This is a genomic window from Streptomyces sp. CoH27 (assembly GCF_020181035.1).
GTDB lineage: Bacteria > Actinomycetota > Actinomycetes > Streptomycetales > Streptomycetaceae > Streptomyces > Streptomyces camelliae.
Map to the genome: position 1 here is coordinate 1 of NZ_JAIQYY010000036.1, position 19,235 is coordinate 19,235.

Annotated in this window: 19 protein-coding genes; 7 read left to right on the top strand and 12 right to left on the bottom strand. The window is 68.7% G+C overall.

Annotation, left to right across the window (positions count from 1 at the left end):
• Positions 1–262 precede the first annotated feature (262 nt).
• Positions 263–946 carry a rhomboid-like protein gene (locus tag LE548_RS38985; protein WP_225101785.1) on the bottom strand — a complete coding sequence of 228 codons (684 nt, stop codon included), beginning with the start codon at positions 944–946 and terminating at the stop codon, positions 263–265.
• Between the two features lie 314 nt (positions 947–1,260).
• On the opposite strand from LE548_RS38985, the gene LE548_RS38990 reads away from it, so the two are divergent.
• Both LE548_RS38990 and LE548_RS38995 read left to right on the top strand, forming a co-directional pair.
• Positions 1,261–2,367: a sensor histidine kinase gene (locus tag LE548_RS38990; protein ID WP_225101786.1), complete on the top strand. Its 1,107-nt coding sequence runs from the start codon at positions 1,261–1,263 to the stop codon at positions 2,365–2,367.
• Positions 2,364–3,032, top strand: coding sequence for a response regulator transcription factor (locus LE548_RS38995; protein WP_225101787.1), 669 nt, complete (start codon positions 2,364–2,366; stop codon positions 3,030–3,032). Before LE548_RS38990 ends, LE548_RS38995 begins: the two co-directional genes overlap by 4 nt.
• Before the next feature lie 657 nt (positions 3,033–3,689).
• Here the strand turns inward: LE548_RS38995 and LE548_RS39000 are convergent.
• Positions 3,690–4,310, bottom strand: a complete 621-nt coding sequence (locus LE548_RS39000; RefSeq protein ID WP_225101788.1) for a TetR family transcriptional regulator — start codon at positions 4,308–4,310, stop codon at positions 3,690–3,692.
• 139 nt (positions 4,311–4,449) lie between these two features.
• Here LE548_RS39000 and LE548_RS39005 point away from each other — a divergent pair, with 139 nt between their 5' ends.
• From LE548_RS39005 to pntB, 4 genes are all read left to right on the top strand, one after another.
• Entirely contained in the window at positions 4,450–5,373 is a 924-nt protein-coding gene (locus LE548_RS39005; RefSeq protein ID WP_225101789.1) for an SDR family oxidoreductase, read from the top strand.
• Positions 5,374–5,536: 163 nt separating this feature from the next.
• Positions 5,537–6,529 (top strand): alpha/beta hydrolase, encoded by a 993-nt coding sequence (locus tag LE548_RS39010; protein WP_225101790.1) that lies wholly within the window; start codon positions 5,537–5,539, stop codon positions 6,527–6,529.
• Between the two features lie 116 nt (positions 6,530–6,645).
• Positions 6,646–8,190: a Re/Si-specific NAD(P)(+) transhydrogenase subunit alpha gene (locus LE548_RS39015; protein ID WP_225101791.1), complete on the top strand. Its 1,545-nt coding sequence runs from the start codon at positions 6,646–6,648 to the stop codon at positions 8,188–8,190.
• A gap of 4 nt (positions 8,191–8,194) precedes the next feature.
• Complete coding sequence (gene pntB / locus LE548_RS39020; protein WP_225101792.1) at positions 8,195–9,655, top strand: Re/Si-specific NAD(P)(+) transhydrogenase subunit beta; 1,461 nt, start codon at positions 8,195–8,197, stop codon at positions 9,653–9,655.
• A gap of 67 nt (positions 9,656–9,722) precedes the next feature.
• Here pntB and LE548_RS39025 read toward each other — a convergent pair whose 3' ends face one another.
• The 10 genes from LE548_RS39025 to LE548_RS39070 all read right to left on the bottom strand — a co-directional run bounded on the left by LE548_RS39025 (position 9,723) and on the right by LE548_RS39070 (position 18,779).
• On the bottom strand, positions 9,723–9,869 hold the full coding sequence (locus tag LE548_RS39025) for a hypothetical protein (RefSeq protein ID WP_225101793.1): 147 nt from the start codon (positions 9,867–9,869) through the stop codon (positions 9,723–9,725).
• A 62-nt stretch (positions 9,870–9,931) separates the two neighbouring features.
• Complete coding sequence (locus tag LE548_RS39030) at positions 9,932–10,147, bottom strand: hypothetical protein (protein WP_225101794.1); 216 nt, start codon at positions 10,145–10,147, stop codon at positions 9,932–9,934.
• 260 nt (positions 10,148–10,407) lie between these two features.
• Complete coding sequence (locus tag LE548_RS39035; protein WP_225101795.1) at positions 10,408–12,123, bottom strand: DEAD/DEAH box helicase; 1,716 nt, start codon at positions 12,121–12,123, stop codon at positions 10,408–10,410.
• 86 nt (positions 12,124–12,209) lie between these two features.
• Positions 12,210–12,413, bottom strand: a complete 204-nt coding sequence (locus LE548_RS39040) for a cold-shock protein (protein ID WP_069778038.1) — start codon at positions 12,411–12,413, stop codon at positions 12,210–12,212.
• A 331-nt stretch (positions 12,414–12,744) separates the two neighbouring features.
• The gene (locus tag LE548_RS39045) at positions 12,745–13,869 is read right to left on the bottom strand and encodes a PP2C family protein-serine/threonine phosphatase (RefSeq protein WP_225101796.1); all 1,125 of its coding nucleotides are present in this window, start codon (positions 13,867–13,869) and stop codon (positions 12,745–12,747) included.
• Between the two features lie 384 nt (positions 13,870–14,253).
• Positions 14,254–14,751: a hypothetical protein gene (locus LE548_RS39050; protein WP_225101797.1), complete on the bottom strand. Its 498-nt coding sequence runs from the start codon at positions 14,749–14,751 to the stop codon at positions 14,254–14,256.
• 1,062 nt (positions 14,752–15,813) lie between these two features.
• Positions 15,814–16,392 (bottom strand): hypothetical protein, encoded by a 579-nt coding sequence (locus LE548_RS39055; RefSeq protein WP_225101798.1) that lies wholly within the window; start codon positions 16,390–16,392, stop codon positions 15,814–15,816.
• Positions 16,393–16,757: 365 nt separating this feature from the next.
• On the bottom strand, positions 16,758–17,669 hold the full coding sequence (locus tag LE548_RS39060) for an NAD-dependent protein deacetylase (protein ID WP_225101799.1): 912 nt from the start codon (positions 17,667–17,669) through the stop codon (positions 16,758–16,760).
• Between the two features lie 167 nt (positions 17,670–17,836).
• Positions 17,837–17,992: a DUF6131 family protein gene (locus LE548_RS39065; protein WP_225101800.1), complete on the bottom strand. Its 156-nt coding sequence runs from the start codon at positions 17,990–17,992 to the stop codon at positions 17,837–17,839.
• Positions 17,993–18,221: 229 nt separating this feature from the next.
• Entirely contained in the window at positions 18,222–18,779 is a 558-nt protein-coding gene (locus LE548_RS39070; RefSeq protein WP_225101801.1) for a hypothetical protein, read from the bottom strand.
• A gap of 97 nt (positions 18,780–18,876) precedes the next feature.
• Here LE548_RS39070 and LE548_RS39075 point away from each other — a divergent pair, with 97 nt between their 5' ends.
• Positions 18,877–19,155 (top strand): hypothetical protein, encoded by a 279-nt coding sequence (locus LE548_RS39075; protein WP_225101802.1) that lies wholly within the window; start codon positions 18,877–18,879, stop codon positions 19,153–19,155.
• The last annotated feature ends 80 nt before the right edge of the window (positions 19,156–19,235 follow it).

The following is a 19,235-nucleotide window of genomic DNA, read 5'->3' on the forward strand; positions in this document are numbered from 1 at the left end:
CCATGGTGCTGGTGGATCTCCTTCGCCAGGATCGTAACCCTGGCATCAGGGACTCCACGAAACGGGGTGCAGCTCAGGTGCCGTCACGCAAGACTGGAACAACAGGGCCTCCTGGCACTCGGAGTGCTCGCAAACCCGAGCTACCAAGAGGCCCTGAACTCATGCATCCACCCGGCCGAGATCACCCGGCCAAGGACCGTGCTGGGGTAGGACTATTCGCCTGAGCAGCCCTCATCCTTGCTGGGAACAGGCGCGGTGCCGGTCAGGGAGGAAGGGCCCCGGTGCGCTTCGAAGGGGGTACTTGGCTTGCCCCCGTCCCATCCAGTCTGTCGTGGGGTGTGAACCGACGCCGTGCTGGTGGCCGGATCACAGAAGGTACGCGACCATTGGTACCCCCCTCGGTCTGAAGCAGTGCTGCGCGTGACGTCAGTCGGTGCAGGTGGCGGTGGCTGGCGTCGGACGACCGCAGAGCCCATGCCAGCAGCATGCCGGTGGACAGTGCTGTCACGTGGCCGACGGGAGTGACTCCCAGCGTGGTCAGGCCGCTCGTGATGTGCGGTGCGCGCACCGCGAGCGCGGCGAGCGCGGTCCATCGGTGCCACCGCCGGGCTCCCGCTGCCACCACGGCGGCCAGGGCCGAGACGATCACGTAGGACGGGCCGACGTCCAGCGTCGTACGCAGCGCCGGGTCGGCTTGGCCCGCCGCGATCCGGGCTGCCAGCAGCCCTTCGCTCAGCAGTGTGCCGAGGACTTGGCCGGCCGCGATCAGCGCGAACGTCCGCATGTTGCCGAAGCGGATGACGAGAAACGCCAGCATGGCCCCGGTCAGGGCGATGCTGCGCAGACAGGCCCAGGGATCGGCACCGAACAGGAAGGCGGAGGCGATGAGCGCCTCCACAGGATGATCTCCCATATTGGCCAGGTTGGTCGAGGCCCAGGCGTTCACCGCTTGATCACCGCCGTACGTCAGGGACGACGCGGCGGCGAGCAGGGCGAAGCCCCACGGCACAGGGGAAAGCCATCGGCGGGCGGGGGTCCGGGAGAGATCCATGTGGCCGACCCTGGCAGAGTGTGCCCGCGCCGCGGATCTGGCCACGGAATGACCGGCTGATCTCTGTCTCTGGACAGAGGCGGATGATCGCCCTCCCGGCTAGGGTCGGATGCATGCGAGTCATGAGGGTGAGGCATGACGCGTCCTACGCCAGGGGGCTGACGCCGATTCAGCTGATCGGTCTGGATGTGCTTTTGGCCATGGTCCTGATGGCCTCGACCGTCTTGTGGTGGACGCTTGGCACGCACCACACGGGCTGGCCGGCATGGCAGACCGTGCTGACGTGCTCGTTGGGCGTGGCCGTCGCCGTCCGGCGACTGCTGCCACTGCCCGCACTGGCGGTGGGGTCGGTGGTGATGGCCACCGACGGCGGGCTCAGCCTGACGGGGGTGGTGGGGACTGCCTTGCTGGTGTACGGGGTGGCGGTCGACCGCCCCGCGCGTGTCGCGGCGTACGCGGGCGCGGTGGCAGGCGCCGCACAACTCGCCTTGATGATCCCTATGCGGGGCATAACAGGGTTCAGCTTCTGGGGGTGGCCGGGGATGATCCAAGTCCTCATCATCGAGGCCGCCGCCTGGGCGATCGGATGGTCCACCAGACAGGGCCGCGCCTACACCCGAGGCCTGGTCGAGCAGGCCGAAGAGCGGGCACAGCTCCTCCTCGTCGAGGAACGCATGCGCATCGCCCGGGAGTTGCACGACGTCGTCGCGCACAGCCTGAGCATCGTCGCGGTCCAGGCGGGTGTCGGCCACCACGTCATCGGCAGCCGACCTGACGAGGCCGCGAAGTCCCTCTCGGCGATCGAGACGACGAGCAGGGCAGCCCTGGGAGAGCTGCGTTCGCTGCTGGGCGTCCTGCGCGAACACGACGGTGCCGAATGGCTGCCCGGCGGCCTCGACGACCTCAACACGCTCCTCGAAAAGACCCGACATGCCGGTGTCCAGGTCGAGTTGACGACCAGCGGTCACCCGCACGCCCTGCCCCGGGGTGTGGACCGCGCCGCCTACCGCATCGTGCAGGAAGCCCTGACCAACGTCGTCAAGCATGCCCGTACCGGCCATGCCCGGGCGACGGTCGCCTACACGCCGGGCGAGGTCGCTCTCACGGTCGTCGATGCCGGAGCCTGCCGCACGACCACCCCGATCACCGAGGGCCACGGTCTGACCGGCATGAAGGAACGCGCCGCCCTCTACGGCGGCGAGGTGCACGCGGGCCCGCTCTCGCCGCACGGCTTTCGCGTCACCGCCCGGCTGCCGTACGCCACGGACGCACGAACAGCCCAGTTCCCCGTGGGCGCCGATCTGGAGGGCGCATGACGGTGCGGGTCGTCGTAGTGGACGACGAGACGCTGGTGCGTGCCGGGTTCCGTGTGCTGATCGAGTCGGAAAACGATCTCCAGGTCGTCGGCGAGGCGGCCGACGGGACCCAGGCGGTCAGAGTGATCCGCGAACTGCGCCCCGATGTAGCCCTGATGGACATCCGGATGCCCGGGCTCAATGGCATCGAGGCCATCCGCGCGCTGCTCGGCGACCCGTCTCCGGTGCCCGTCCACGTCCTGGTGCTCACCACCTTCGACCTGGACGAGTACGTCTTCGAGGCGCTCCGCGCAGGCGCCGCGGGCTTCCTCCTCAAGGACACTCCACCCGCACGCCTGATCGACGCCGTGCGGGTGATCGCCACCGGGGAGTCGCTACTGTCACCCGGCGTCACCCGCAAGCTCATCGAGACCTACGTCCGCCGCCCCGGCTACCCCGGCCCGGTCACCCGCACCCTGGACGGGGTGACCGGCCGCGAGCGTGACGTACTGGGCCTGATCGCACGTGGCCTGTCCAACAACGAAATCGCAGCCGAGCTGTATCTGACCGTTGGCACGGTCAAGACCCACGTCAGCCACCTGCTGACGAAGCTGGGGGCCAGGGACCGGGCCCAACTCGTCATCGCCGCCTACGAAAGCGGACTGGCCGGGCCCGCATGTCGTTGAAGCAGGACGAGCAGGACCCAGTTGCTGGGCAGGAGGTCCAGGCCTCGGCCAGTGCGATCCACGCGGGACACGACACAGCCCAGCCACCCACGGATGGGTCAATCGGCTTGACGCCCGTCCCGGCGAGCCGCACGTACCCCACCCCGACGCCCTCGATCGAGTTGGCTTCGCAACCCTCGTGCTGTACCGGAGGCCCTGCCTTTCATGCGCCCACCCAGCCAAGATCCCCGACCAGGGATCCCGTTCGATCAGAACCGTCCTCATGATCGATAGGGCAACGGCTGCTGAAGTCCAGCGTCAGAGAATCGTTGACCTGCACCTCGATAGTCCAGGCCCACTACGGAAGCGAAGCAGCTCGCTGCCACCTCTTTGGGGTCCAAGTAGTTCTCGCCGAAAAAACAACGCTAAGGACTGAGTCGCAGGTCAGGCCGTGGGCTCCACAGGGGCCGTGGCTGCTTGCTCGTCGTGCTCGCGCAGCATGCGCATGACGGTGGCCGGGGCTGGGTGACGGCCGCGTTTCTTGCCGGTGCGGATGACGAGGCGCGAGGCGATCTCGCTATCCGGCCGCCGGTTTCGGGACTGCGGCAGCTGCGCGACCCGCACAGAGACGGCGAGGCGGATAGCCCGCAGGCTCCTTGCTCAGGGTGCCTACCGTATTCATGCCGCTCCCTCCTGGCCCGTGAAGCTCACGTTGTCGGTCGCGGCGACATGTTCGGCCGGCGTGGTGAGGTGGCTGGCCGTGTCCAGGGTTTCCCGAATGTGCTGGGCAAGGGTGCGCTGGTCGGGGTCGTTGACCCAGCGTTCGTAGGCGACCTTGAGCGCGGCGATCCCGATTTCCGCGGCGAGCGCTGCGGTGGTGGTGTCCAGACCGTGTTCACGCAGCGCCTGGGCGAGCGTGGCGGCGAGTGCCGCGAGTTTGGCCAGTTCGCGTTCCTGGAGTTCGGGGTTGGCGGCGATGACGGCCTGGCGTTGCCGTACCAGGTCCTCGCGCTCTTCGTAGACGGGAACGGCTTCGATCAGGGCGCGGGTGACCACCTCAAGTGGCGAGAGAGAGACCGGGGCGGTGGCCGTGGCGTCCGCGAGGACGGCGGGGAGGGGGTTGTCGCTGGGAAAGAGGACTTCCCGTCTGTCGGCGAAGTGCCGGTAGAAGGTCCGTTCGGTGACCCCGGCCCGGGCGGCGATCTCCGCCACGGTGGTGGCGTCGAAGCCCTGGTCGTTGTAGAGCTCCATCGCCGCCTTCTCCAGGCGGCCTCGTGCGTCGGGTTTCCATCGGCTCATGCTCCGATCCTACCCCGCGATGACAGAGTCTGACATCAAAGTGATGACAGGGTCTGACATCGGGTGTACGGTGATGTCACGAACTGACATCAGGGTCCTCCGCCACCGGTGGGGAGCCCGCAGCAGGAAGGCGCACACCATGCGCGTATTCGTCACCGGAGCCTCCGGACACGTCGGCTCCGCCGTCGTCCCCGAGCTCCTCGAAGCGGGACACCAGGTCGTGGGCCTGGCCCGCTCGGACAAGTCCGCCGCCGCGTTGACGGCTGCCGGTGCCGAGGTGCACCGAGGCGACCTCGACGATCTCGACGGCCTCGCCGCGGCCGCCGCCGCGACCGACGGTGTCATCCACCTGGCCTTCAAGCACGACGCCATGTTCGCCGGCGACTTCGACGGCGCGGTCGCAGCCGATCTGCGCGCCATCGACGCGCTCGGGGACGCGCTCGCCGGCACCGGCAAGCCTCTGGTGACCACGTCGGGAACAGTGCTGTTCGCCTTCGCGGGACTCAAGGACGCCCTCACCGAGGACTACGCGCTCGACGCAGGCCCGCGGATCGACGCCGAGAACGCGGTGGTCGCACTCGCTGAACGCGGCATCCGCTCGTCCGTCGTCCGGCTCACTCCGACCGTGCACAGCACGCTGGACCACAACGGCTTCATCCCGACCTTCATCTCCATCGCCCGGTCGAAGGGCGTCGCCGCCTACGTCGGCGACGGGGCCAACCGGTGGCCCGCCGTGCACACGCTGGATGCGGCACGCCTGTACCGGCTGGCGCTGGAATCCGCACCGGCGGGCTCCCGGCTGCACGCCGTCGGCGACGAGGGGATCACCTTCCGCCAGATCGCCGAGGGCATCGGCCGCGGGCTGAACCTGCCCGTGGTCAGCATCCCGCCGACCGAGGCCGAGGCCCACTTCGGCTTCCTCAGCGCCCACGCCCAGGCCGACAACCCGTCCTCAAGCACGCTGACCCAGGACCTCCTCGGCTGGAAGCCCGTCCAGCCCGGCCTCATCGACGACCTCGGCCAGGACCACTACTTCGACGCCCCGGCGACCACCACCAACTGAGTCCGCCCCTATCTCCATCCCGCCCCATTCAGGCCCGGGGTGGCTGGTCCCCAGCCACCCCGGCCTGCTCGAAGACCTGGAGTGCGGTGACCTTCTCGCCGCACCGACCGTCTGACCATCCTCCCGTGCCCCTGACGCAGACCCCACCCAGGAAGGAAGAGCCATGCCCCGCTCCCGTCCCGCGATCGACAGCGAACTGGCCGCAGCACTCCAGGCCATGCCGATCGGCGCGAACGGTGTCTTCGACCTGACCGACATCCCCGCCACCCGCCAGGCCGTCCGCGCACTCGCCGAATCGATCGCCAGCACCATCCCCGACGAGACCACCGTCACCGCCGACGAGATCCAGGTGCCGCGCGCCGAAGGCCCCGACGTCCCTATCGTCCTGCTGCGTCCGCAGAACGCGCCCGGACCGGTGCCGGTCCTCGTGTGGTTCCACGGCGGTGGGCAGGTGCTCGGCTTCGCCGCACAGGACACCCCCTGGCTCAAGCCGCTGTCCGCGGCACTCGGCTGCGCCATTGCCGCCGTCGACTACCGCCTGGCCCCGGAAACCCCCGCGCCCGGCGCCGCCGAGGACGGTTACACCGCCTACCGGTGGATCAGGGACAACGCCGCCGATCTCGGCCTCGACCCCACCCGGGTCGGCCTGGCCGGCCAGAGCGGCGGCGGAGGCATCGCCGCCGCCACCGCCCTTCTGATCCGCGACCGCGGCGCAGAAACCCCCCTGTTCCAGCTGCTGATGTACCCGATGCTCGACGACCGCAACACGACCGATTCGAGCCGCGAGATCACCGACATCGGCATCTGGGACCGCTCGACCAACATCCTGGCCTGGCAGGCCATCCTCGGCGACCGCGCCGGCACCGAGGACGTCACGCCCTACAGCGCCGCCTCCCGGGCGACCGACCTCGCCGGCCTGCCCCCGACCTTCATCGGCGTCGGTGAACTCGACGTCTTCCGCGACGAGAACCTCGACTACGCCGCGCGCCTGCGCGCCCACGGCGTCCCCGTCGAGCTGCATCTCTACCCCGGCGCCTACCACGCCTTCGACCTGTTCGCCCCGCAGTCCCACCTCGCGGCGAGCTTCCACCACACCCTGAACGACTACCTCGTCCGGCACTTCACGAAGGCCCCGGCAACGCCAGCTGCTCAGTAACAGACAGGCAGGTCTGACGGCCTGCATCCTGTGCGGAATCCCGACAGCGCCTCCGAGCCGATTGCCACACCGTGCTCGGCTCGCAGGCGCATCCGAAACGAAATTGGAGTACTCCCATGCTCATTGGAGTCCCTTGCGAGCCCGCAGGGGAGACGCGCGTCGCCGCGACACCGGCGACCGTCAAGCAGCTGGCACAACTCGGGTACGACGTAGTGATCGAGTCGGGGGCCGGGGCACTCTCCGCCTTCGCCGACGAGTCGTACATGGAGGCCGGGGCGCGGATCGGCACGGGCGATCAGGCGTGGGGCGCCGACATCGTCTTCCGGGTCAACGGCCCGTCACCGGGCGAGGTGGGCAAGCCGAAGGACGGCGCCACGCTGGTCTCCACACTCGCGCCGGCCCTCAACCCCGAACTGGTCGACGCACTCGCGGCACGGCCGATCACGGTGCTGGCGATGGACGCGGTGCCGCGCATCAGCCGGGCCCAGTCGCTAGACGTGCTCTCGTCCATGGCCAACATCGCCGGCTACCGCGCGGTGGTCGAGGCGGCCCACGAGTTCGGCCGCTTCTTCACCGGCCAGGTGACCGCCGCAGGCAAGGTGCCGCCGGCGAAGGTGCTCGTCGCGGGCGCGGGTGTGGCCGGTCTGGCCGCGATCGGTGCGGCCTCGTCGCTGGGTGCGATCGTGCGGGCGACCGACCCGCGCCCGGAGGTGGCCGATCAGGTGAAGTCGCTGGGCGGCGAGTACCTGCCGGTAGTGGTCCAGGAGGAGACGCAACAGTCGTCCGACGGCTACGCGAAGGCCACCTCGGACCTCTACAACGAGGCCGCCGCGAGGCTCTACTCCCAGCAGGCCGCGGACGTCGACATCGTCATCACCACCGCGCTGATCCCGGGACGTCCGGCGCCGCGGCTGATCACGGCCGCCGACGTGGCGAGCATGAAGCCGGGGTCGGTGATCGTCGACATGGCCGCCGGCATGGGCGGCAACGTCGAGGGCAGCGTCCCCGGGCAGCGGGTCGTCACCGACAACGGCGTGATCATCCTCGGTTACACCGACCTCGCCGGCCGCCTGCCCACCCAGGCTTCGCAGCTGTACGGGACCAACCTCGTCAACCTGATGAAGCTGCTCACCCCGGGCAGGGACGGCAAGTTCGTACTCGACCTCGACGACGTCGTACAGCGCGGCATCACCGTGGTCAAGGACGGCGAGAAGCTGTGGCCACCGCCACCCGTTCAGGTCTCGGCGGCACCCGCTGCCGTCACCACGGGGCCAGCTGCCGACGTACCCGCCAAGGAGGAGAAGGCGCCCATGAGCGCCGGCACCAAGCTCGGCCTGAGTCTGGCTGCCATCCTCATCTTCGGCCTGATCGTCGCCTTGGCCCCGGCCCCGCTGCCGCAGCACTTCACCGTGCTGATGCTCGCGATCGTCATCGGCTACTACGTGATCGGCAAGGTCCACCACGCCCTGCACACCCCGCTGATGAGTGTCACCAACGCCATTTCCGGCGTCGTCGTCGTGGGTGCGCTGTTGAAGGTGTGGTTCCCCGACCACCTCATGCAGTCGCTCGGCGCCGTCGCCGTCCTGCTCGCTTCCATCAACATCTTCGGTGGCTTCGCGGTGACACGCCGCATGCTCGCCATGTTCAGCAGAGGGAACTGACGTCATGAGCGTCTCTGCCATAGCCACCGCGGCGTACGTCATCGCCGCGCTGCTCTTCATCCTCAGCCTCGCCGGACTGTCCAGGCACGAGAGCGCCAGACAGGGCTGGATCCACGGCGTCACCGGCATGGGCGTCGCCCTTCTCGCCACGATCGTCTACGTCAGCAAGAACGGCCACGACCAGGCCGGCAGCAACAGCACGCCGGGCATCGTCCTGATGTTCGTCGCCGTCGTGGTCGGTGGTGCGATCGGCCTGTGGCGTGCCCGGATCGTCCAGATGACCGGCATGCCCGAACTGATCGCCCTGCTGCACTCCTTCGTCGGTCTGGCCGCCGTACTGATCGGCTGGGTCGGCCACCGCGAAGGCCTGCTGGTCGGCCACCCGGTGGAGTCGCCGATCTCGCTGTGGAACATCCACAACGCCGAGATCGCCATCGGCATCTTCATCGGCGCGGTCACCTTCACCGGCTCGATCGTGGCCAACCTCAAGCTGTCGGCGAAGATCAAGAGCGCCCCGCTCATGCTGCCGGGCAAGAACCTCATCAACGTCGGCGCACTCGTCTCCTTCGCCGCGCTGACCGTGGTCTACATCGCCGTCTCCCACGACAGGACCGACAGCACGGGCACCATCGTCCTCGCCCTGATCACGCTGGTCGCCCTAGCGCTGGGCTGGCACCTGGTCGCCTCCATCGGCGGCGGCGACATGCCGGTCGTGGTCTCGATGCTCAACAGCTACTCCGGCTGGGCCGCAGCCGCCTCGGGCTTCCTGCTCAACAACGACCTGCTGATCGTCACCGGCGCGCTGGTCGGCTCCTCGGGCGCGTACCTGTCCTACATCATGTGCAAGGCGATGAACCGGTCCTTCACCTCGGTCATCGCCGGCGGCTTCGGCATCGAGGCCAAGACCTCCGACGACACCGAGCACGGTGAGCACCGCGAGATCTCAACCGAGGAGACCGCCGAGCTGCTGGCCTCCGCGTCGCGCGTGGTCATCACGCCGGGCTACGGCATGGCCGTCGCCCAGGCGCAATACCCGGTCGCCGAGCTCACCCGCCTCCTGCGCGAGCGCGGTGCCGACGTCCGCTTCGGCATCCACCCCGTCGCCGGACGGCTCCCCGGGCACATGAACGTGCTGCTGGCCGAGGCGAAGGTGCCCTACGACATCGTGCTGGAGATGGACGAGATCAACGACGACCTGGCCCAGACCGACGTCGTCCTGGTCATCGGCGCCAACGACACCGTCAACCCGGCCGCGGCCGAAGACCCCGGCAGCCCGATCGCCGGCATGCCGGTGCTCCGGGTCTGGGAAGCGAAGAACGTCGTCGTCTTCAAGCGCTCCATGGCCGCCGGCTACGCCGGCGTGCAGAACCCGCTCTTCTTCCGGGACAACTCACAGATGCTCTTCGGCGACGCCAAGACGAAGGTCGACGAGATAGTCGGAGCACTCGCCCTGGCACGGGCGTAGCGCGCTGCGGCGCAGATCAACAGGCACTTCGGCCACTCCAGCACATGCGTGAGGCCGCTCTCACAGGTCACGCGGCGGCCGCGCGGACCGCGCGCAGTGCCTCGGCCGCATCGATGGCAGTCGTGGAGTCCACATCGCGGCCCGCCTCGGTGGCCGCCTGGGCCACCAGCCATGGGCGGCAGACCGAACAGCGGCTGGCTACAAAAGCTCGCACACCGACCTTTGTCGACAGCCGGAACGGTGGTGTGATTCAGCGTGATGGACACGCTCCACCTCTCAGATCTCGACCGGCTGCGACAGAACGGCATGCAGGAAGACGTCGACAAGGTCGCGCACTCCCAGATGCAGCGATGGATTCGCGGACTCGCCTCCCGCCAGCGGGCTGCCGGCCCCGACGAACAACAGACCTAGGAAGATCAATGCTGCCTGCTCGGCAGATACCCGCAGTGACTCCCGCTCAGGTTCGAAGAGTTCGGCCAGTGCTTCTCGCACAGGCAGGGAACCAGCCGCTCCCGATGCGGTTCTCCGCCGGAGAAGCTGGACTGGTGACGGGCAGGGCGTCCCGCTCGTGGTGTCGGTGACCGGCGGCAACCGCAACGGCGCACCCCAGCTGCTGCCGCCTGCGGCGGGACAGGGGCCTGGCCGTGGCCTCCGTCGTCGGCTGGCCCGGACGCCGGCCCGACATGCCTTCGCGGACCGTGGCCACGACCACGATCACGCGCCGACACATCCAACGCCTTTGTCAGGGCCTCTCACGTGGCAGACGTTCGGCGGCCGGAGCTGCGACCGCCGGTCCCTGTAGCGCCGCCCGGGGCTGGGCCGGCCGCCGCCCGTCGGCCGGATCCGCGGACAGCCTTGCCGAGGTCGGCGCCCGTCGCCGTACCGCCTGCGGACTCGCGGCCGGAGCTGCGGCCGCCGACGTTGACGGCGCTGCCGGTGGCCCCGGCGGATCCCGCCCGGCGGGCAGAACCGCGCCCGCTGGTTGGGGAGGTGCCGTCAGACGCGGTCGTGCCGGCCGCGGCCCGGCGGCCGGAGCCCTGACTTCCTGTCCTGGTGGCAGCGCCTGTCGGCGCTTTGCCCTCACCGCCGTTTCGGCGGCGGCTTGATCGCCTGTCGGGCTTGGTGCCGGTCTTCCGGCCAGGGGCAGGCGCCTTCGGTGTCGCCGGCTGGGGGAGCTCGATGGTGACGGCCACACCAGAGGGCTCGCGGGCGCCGGTGATGGTGGCCAGATGCGCATCGCTCGACGTGACGCGGGCCGTCCGGGGGCGGATACCCGCGTCCGACATGAGCCGGGTGACGTCGTGCTTCTGGGCGGGCAGGACCAGCGTCACCACGCTGCCGGAGCCGCCGGCGCGGGCTGTGCGGCCGCCCCGGTGGAGGTAGTCCTTGTGGTCGGTGGGGGGATCGACGTTCACGACGAGGTCGAGGTCATCGATGTGTATGCCCCGGGCCGCGACGTTCGTCGCCACCAGCGCGGTCACCTGGCCGTTCCTGAACTGTTCCAGGGTGCGATTGCGCTGCGGCTGGGAGCGGCCTCCGTGCAGTGCCGCCGCGCGGACACCGACGGCCAGGAGCCGCTTGGCGAGCCGGTCGGCGGATCTCTTGGTGTCCAGGAAGAGGATGACCCGCCCGTCACGGGCCGCGATGCGCGTGGTGACGGCCTTCTTGTCGGTCTCGTCCTGGACGTGGAGCACGTGGTGCTCCATGGTGGCCACCGCTCCCGCCGGGGGGTCCACGGAGTGGACCACGGGGTCGGTCAGGAACCGCTGCACCAGGCGATCGATGTTGCGATCGAGGGTGGCCGAGAAGAGCATGCGCTGTCCGTCGGGCCGTACGTGCTGGATCAGCCTGGTGATCTGCGGCAGGAAGCCCATGTCCGTCATCTGGTCGGCTTCGTCCAGCACCGTGATGCGTACCTGGTCGAGTATGCAGTCGCCGCGTTCCACGAGATCGTTGAGCCTGCCCGGTGTCGCCACGACCACGTCGGCGCCGCGCCGTAGCGCGCCGGCCTGCTTGGTGATGGACAGCCCGCCGACCACGGTCGCCAGCCGGAGGTTCACCGCGCTCGCGTAGGGGGTCAGAGCATCTGTCACCTGCTGGGCGAGTTCACGGGTGGGCACCAGCACGAGGGCGAGGGGTGCCTTGGGCTCCGCGCGGAGTCCGGCCGTGCGGGCCAGGAGCGCCAGCCCGAACGCGAGGGTCTTGCCGGAGCCGGTGCGTCCCCGTCCCAGCAGGTCACGGCCGGCGAGAGAGTTGGGCAGCGTGGCGGCCTGGATGGGGAACGGGGTGGTCACGCCGTGCGCGGTGAGAGTCTTCAGCAGCGCCGCGGGCATGTCCAGAGCGGCGAAGTCCTCAACGGCGGGAAGTGCGGGTGTCGTGATTTCCGGCATCCGGAAATCACGCGGTGACGACGCGGACGATGGATGTGACGAGGCGCGCCGGTTCGGCTTCTGGGGCCTGCGGGACATGCAGTTGTCTGCCTTCCTGGAAACAGCACAAACCGGGGTCCGCACCATCACGGTGCGGACCCCGGTGAGCGGATACGCGCCCGGGATCAGGCGGGGATGATGTTCTCCGCCTGCGGGCCCTTCTGGCCCTGCGTGACGTCGAAGGAGACCCGCTGGCCCTCCTGGAGCTCACGGAAGCCCTGGGTCGCGATGTTCGAGTAGTGGGCGAAGACGTCGGGGCCGCCGCCGTCCTGCGCGATGAAGCCGAAACCCTTTTCGGCGTTGAACCACTTCACGGTTCCCTGTGCCATGACCTTCTCCTTCTGTAGGCAGAGGCCCCATCCGGAGACGCCGGAAAACGAATAATGCGCCTGAAGGAGAAACATTCCCGTCAGGCGCACATAGTTTCATGGGTACCACAACTGCAACCCCGGAACCGTAGCACAGCTTGGTGACTCGTGGTGGATCACCGAGGCGTTTTCGGGGTGCCTCATCAGAGTCTCCCGATGATCGTTGCGTTCACCGGGCCGCACACCGCGAGGAGGCGGCCGACACCCAGGATGTCCTGAAGGTCGACGTCGGGATGGGCCGGCTCGATCTGCTTGCGGGCGTCTGGCGAACCTGCGCAGGCCAGAGCCTGCCTCAGGCTCGGTGGCTCGGGCGCCGCTGGGCGACGAGGACAGCGATGTCGTCGTCGAGCTCCCCGCTGCTGTAGACGATCAGGTCGCGGTGGAGATGGTCGAGGAGCTGGTGGGGCGCCTCGCCGTTCCATGAGCGCATGCGTTCGGCGAGGGGGTAGAAGGCGCCGGAGCGGTCGCGGGTCTCAGTGACTCCGTCGGTGTACAGCAGGAGCTGGTCTCCGGGCTGGAAGGGGGCGAGGTCGACGTGGTAGCCGTCGCTCGCCAGCATGCCCAGGTTGAGCGGCGGCGAGGGAGCAGCGGGCTCCAGCTCCCGGACTTCGCCACGGTGGAGCAGCAATGGGGGAGGGTGGCCGCAGGTGACGGTGCGGACGACCGGTTCATCGTCCGGGATCTCGGCGAGGAGAGCGGTGATGAAGCGTTCAGCGATCTCCGAGCCCGGCACCCCCGGATACTGGGAAGCGTGGCGGCGCATGCTCGTCTCCAGGCGGCACGCGAGGTGAGGCAGATCAGGCGCGTCGTGGGCGGCCTCGCGAAAGGCACTGAGCAGCAACGCGGCCGTCTGGATCGCGAGCAGGCCCTTACCGCGTACATCGCCGATGAGCAGCCGTACGCCGTGCGGGGTGTGTATCGCTTCGTACAGGTCGCCGCCGATCCGGGCTTCCGCCGCGGCAGCCAGGTACAGGCTCTCCAGCGTGACGTGCCCGAGGTGTCGCGGTACTGGATGCAGCACCGCCAGCTGGGCGGTTTCGGCTACGGAGCGGACCTGAACCAGCTGATGGGCGCGTCGGCCGAGCAGGCGGTTGAAGAAGACGGCGAATACCGCGATCGCCACGAGGCTGGCCAGCTCGGAGTAGGCGGTCGGGTCGCGCAGCCCATGGAAGTCCACCATCAGGCCGACGAAGATGGCGCACCCGCCCACTGCGATCAGCACGGTCCCCCACAGAGGCAGTAGCGCGGCGGCAGAAACCATGGCCGTGGCGAGAAAAGCGTCCGGCCTGACAGCGCTGGGCGTGAAAAGGCCGACGAACAGGCCGATGAGCAGCAGCAGAGCGGGCAGCACGGTCAGCAGCCTGCCCCGCGCACCAGCGCCGCGCGTGACTCCGCATTCCTCAAGAGAGCTCGCCACCGTGCCGCTCCCCAAGGTCGCACAGGTCGAGCGATAGCCCAGGTCGGACGGCCAGGCCACCGATTTGGGTAATTTTATCGCCGTTGCGGCAGCTGGCCTCATGCGCAGCCATTCGGCGGCAAGCGGGACCGCTACTATGCGTGACGGCCCGGCGACGTGCGGAAGAAGGGTGCGACACAGCTCATGCGGCCCGGCCGGAAGTCACTGGCATCAGGCTGAGCGCAGGCGCCGATGCTCCGCTGCCGAAGGATGTGCCTGGGCGTGCGTCTTGTGTCTTGTTCGGCAGTCGGTACTCGGTGCGCGGATTGTCCGACAGCGCTCGCAGATGGCTCCCCGGCCCGATTCCGGCGGGCCGGGGAGCCACGTCACGCATCCGATTTCGGATTAGTCCTCGTAGTGCTGGACGGCGCGGAAGCTGGCGATGACGCCGTCTTCGATGTCGATGTCGTCGGCGTGGCCGGGGTGGACGTCGAAGCTGGAGCTGTGGGGGCCGACGGTGGCGATGGGGGCGCCGTTGTCGCAGACCGCTCCGCGGAAGATCTCGATGCTCTTGTGGCTGTCGTTGCGGATGTTGAGGGTCTTGGCGCCGAGACCGCTGACGACGGTGATGCAGTCACCGGGGTGGGGGGAGTACGACCGCTCGTTGATCTCGATCCTGCCTTCCTCCTCGTGGTGCCCCCTGCCTTCGTCGCCCCTGCCTTCGTTGCCCTTGCCCTGTCCGGAGTCGCCGCCCTGGGGGGCTGCGGTGGCAGCGGGCGGGGCCGTCTGCGGCACCGAGGCGGGGGCGGAGGCGGCGGCCGAGGCGTACGTGATGCCGGTGGCGGCAAGTGCTGCGGCGACCGAAACGGCCGCGGTCACCATGGTGGAACGGGAGACGTTCACGTCGCTTTCTCCTGTCTTGCTGTCTCGCCAGATGCCGACTCGTCAGCCGGCTCGCGATCAAACGTACGCATTAGCTGTCATATCAGTCATATCGAAAGACCGTTGTAGGGCGCCGATCGGGGTATATATGGCGCTTCTTGCCGCTTGACCGGCACGTCAAGTAGCCACGAACAAAGGAATATTGAAAGGCCATTAGTCCTACCGGTTGATCTGCTGACGCCCCATCACCCCGTGCCGGAGCGTGTCGCTGTGAACGCCACGAGATGACTCGTGTTACGAGGTTGGCTGTTGGGAAGCCCACTTGCCGCATGGCCGGCACGAGATCGCGCATTGGCCGCCGCGCACACTCGGCAGTCGAATGCCCCAGGTTCCCGCCAGCGGCCCACCCGCTCGCCACACCTGATCGTGACAAGTATCGCTCCGGCTCTCACCGCCCCGGCCGGTGTTCAAGATCGTTGCTGTAGGCGACCCCTGGGGGTGCGTCAGATCGCGTCTGTCCATGAGGGGCAGTGCCGGGCGCAGCCGCTCCCTTCGGTGAGGAATGCATGCGCGTGGGGCAGGGCTGTGCCCCAGACCGCGGCCGCGAGGGTTGTCGTCGGACGGCCGGATCGTTGCTTCCCCTGTGCCGTGTGCGCAGGGCATCGCCGGAGCAGACGGCGCCGGTCGACTTGTCGGACAGAGTCCGGGCCGCGAGGGCGGCTTGCTCGTGGCCTCGCTCGGCCGGCGGAGCGTTCGGTAGGCCTGGTGACCTGGTCGTCAAGGCGGCAGCCGGTCTGCCCCCCCGGGTGACCTTGGTTCGTTGATTGACCGTGGACGACGTCGCCGTCGGAGAGGCCCCGGTCGACAAGCCGGGCAAGGAGAGCGGCGGCGGCACCTCACAGATCTTCGGCGACCTGCGGCACCACGGCGGCCGGATCTTCGATGAGAATCGCTGCTGCTTGCCGGTCGCCTCGACGACGCGGGGGCGGAGCGCCAGGGCTGTTGACCCTGGCCGCGCATGGACAGGGCTCGGCGTGCCGGAAGAGCCTGTGCGTTCTCTTGGGGTTCGGGTCCGTGAGGCGTCTAACCGGGGTCCTCCGTCATGAACTCGGTGACCAACTCCGCCGGGTTGGCTGCTGAGGTCAGCCGGAACATCGCATCCGGGTCGAACATGTCGTACAGAATCACGGGGACCGGTCGTCCCAGTACCTCCACGATCCGGCCACTGTCGTGGAGGCGCAGAGCCGCCGCGACGCACACGTCGTAGAACCCGTCGACCAGCCGCTCGTAGCGATCGCCAGGCTCATCGTCGTCCTCGTACCAGAGCCCCCGAGACTCCGCCTCCCGCCGGTGCGAGTGCGCACTCTCCGGATCGCGCCCCACGATCCTCACCCCTTCAAGTCCCGTCTGTGGGAAGAACGCATAGCTCCAGCGCGCCTCCCAGGCATCCGAAGCCTTCTCCGCCGACACCGCGGCGTCAGCCTCGGTCGTGTAGCCGATCGCCACATACGGAAACCGCGGGTCCTGATCGACGCTGTCGATACGGAACGTCACCGCGTAGATCCCGCAGTCCGCTGGAAACTCCCCGACGGCCTCGTCGGCGGCCCGTTCCACATGTTCCCGAAACGACATATGACCTCCCTCAACCAGGTCGGTGATCATAATGTGCCGTCCGAATCGCCCTCGTGCCGCGCCCGGCACCACCGACGACGCCCTTCTGCTTCGGGGACCTGGCACTGGTGAGCTGTTCTCTTTCATCCTGCGCAGTGGTGGCCTGTGCGGTTTGGGTAACGGGAGGAAACCGATTCGCCTCGGCCCGGCCACCCCGGCTCGCCGGGTGCGCGGGTACGGTCCCGCCCCGCGGAGCGTCGGATCAACACCGTACGAAGGCCTCACCGGCGGAGTGGAGAGACCCGTGCCGGCACGGAGCGGAATGAGCAGGCGGGCAGCTTCTGCGGGCTTGGCGTTGCGGCGCTACATCGCCCCGACGAGCCGGCGTGGTGAACGCCGGCGACGTCCCGGCATTGTCACGGCTCCACCGAGGTTGCCGTCGGTCCCTCGACGGGGATGTCCAGCCGGCCGGCCACGGTGGTGAGAGCCGTTCCCAGGGGGAGGGCGACCCGGGTGACCGCGTGCCGGTCGCCCCGGGTCGGGTCCCGGTTGACGATCAACACCGGCTTTCCGGCCTGGGCCGCCTGACGGACGAACCGGAGCCCGGACATCACCGTCAGTGAAGAGCCCAGCACCAACAGTGAGGACGCTTCCCGGACCAGCTCGCGACAGTACTCAACCCGCCGTGACGGAACGGCTTCGCCGAAGAACACCACGTCCGGTTTGAGGATGCCTCCGCAAATCGAGCAGGGCACCACGCGGAAGTCCCCGACCTGTTCGTCGGTGAGGTCGGCGTCACCGTCCGGGTTGATTCCGCCGGCCACCGGCTCGAAGCCGGCATTGGTCTCCTCCAGCCGTCGGGCGAGTTCACGGCGCGGGCTGAAGGCGCCGCAGGAAAGGCAGACGACCCGGTCCAGGCTTCCGTGGAGCTCCACGACTCCCTTGCTGCCTGAGGCCTGGTGCAGGCCGTCGACGTTCTGGGTGATCACGCCCGAGAGCAGGCCGTGCCGCCCGAACGCGGCCACGGCACGGTGCCCGGCGTTGGGGCGGGCCCGGCCGAAGGTCCGCCAGCCGAGGTGGCTGCGTGCCCAGTACCGGCGCCGGGCCTGGGCGCTTCCGATGAAGTCCTGGTAGGTCATAGGGGTGTGCCGGCTCAGGCTCCCACCCTCGCCCCGGTAGTCAGGGATGCCCGACTCCGTGGAGATGCCCGCCCCGCTGAGCACCAGCACACCGCCGCTGCTCAGCACGTTGGCGACCGGCGCCAGATCGGTGGTGCCCGGCGGCAACTCCTCGGTAGGGGTCCAGCTCAGAGTGGGACGCATGCGCATGCCGCCAGGGTACGGAACATCGCGCCGTCAGTTGCTCTCGCCGATCCCCGGGATGGGGCACCGTGCCGATGTGCCGAGCTGGTCTCCGTGGCCTCTCCTGACGTGGCCCGTTGCCGGACAGGTGGTGCGGAAGAGTGCTGCTGCTCTCCGGGCGACCGGGCGGTGGTCTACCAGTAGTGGCGGCGGCCGCCGACAGCGCGGCCGGCGGAGCCGAGGAGGAACAGGACGGCTCCGATGACGAGCAGAATGACGCCGATCGTCCACAGGATGCCGATGTGCAGGACGAATCCGACGATGAGCAGGATGACGCCAAGCGCGATCACGGCGCTCTTCTTTCTCTCTGGCCGGAGTACGGCCGCTGATGGCGAGGCAGGCCTGCGGTCATCGCCTCGGCTCTGCCTTCGTCGTGGTTCGCAGGTGGGTTCTTCGGGTGATGAGCAGGCGGTTGAGGCTTTGCGAGGTCCTCTGTGGACAGGCCGCTGTCAGGTGTGTGCGATATGTCGTCGCGTTGCATGTCTCCTCTGCGTCCGGTCGGTTCCGGCTGTCCGTACGTCAGGCCGGGGCGTGGCGGGTCTGGCCGCCGTCGGAGAGAAGTTCGTCGAACAGTGCCCGGTAGTGCACCATGGCGTTGCGCAGCTGTTCGGTGGTGGCCTTGTGACTCACACCGAGCGTGTCGATCTCGTGGGCGGCCCGGTAGTGGTCGAGGGCGCGGCTGTGCTCCACAGAAAGATCCTTGAGCTGCTGGTCGTAGCTCTCGGTGGGGTAGCCCCGGTCCTGCATCAGTGAGGTCACCAGCCGGTCCGCGTCGTGTACGGCGTCCTCCGGCCGGTCCACGAACTCGTGCTGCACGTTGTCCCAGTCCCGGCTGTAGCGCTCGCGGAGACGGTCGGGCAGGGGCTTGATGTCGAGCTTGTCGTGCCGCTTCTCGCGTGCGCTGAGCTCGCGCTCGGCGGCGAGTCGGCTGTCGGCGCCCTCGACCGTGCGTTCGTACTCCGGACCGTAGCGCTCACGCAGGGAGCGGTGTCGTGCGATGAGGGCCAGGCCTGCGGCGATCAGTATGACGACAATCGCGACGGGGATGACGATCGCCAGAAGCGTGCCGGTGGACATCGGACCGACCTCCTACTAGATATCCAATATTTTCCGTGTTCCCGTTTTGCGGAAATAACTCCTGTTTGAAGGAAAAGCGGGTTCCCTCAATACCGCCGTGACCAACCACGTCCGCGTGCTGGCGGCATCGTCGCGCCGCCCAGGAGATCATCGCGGCAAGATCCTGCGCCATCCGGCCGAGGCCGGCCTGACGGTGGCGTCCCTTGTGCCGATGCTGCTCAGGGACGAGGACGGGCGCCAGGCGCGGGCGGCCACGACCGCTCCCGTCCGTGAGGGGCAGTCCCGCAGTTTCCCGTTGACGACGGCCGCCACCCGCCTCGCCGATGTCGTTCTGGCCCCGGACCATCGCCGGGAGCCGTCGGACAGTCTCGGATGAAGTCTGTGGCGCGGCACCGAGGATCCGTGCGCTGCGGCTTCTCGCCCGCTCTCACAGCTCACCTCTCGGTGGCGTCGACC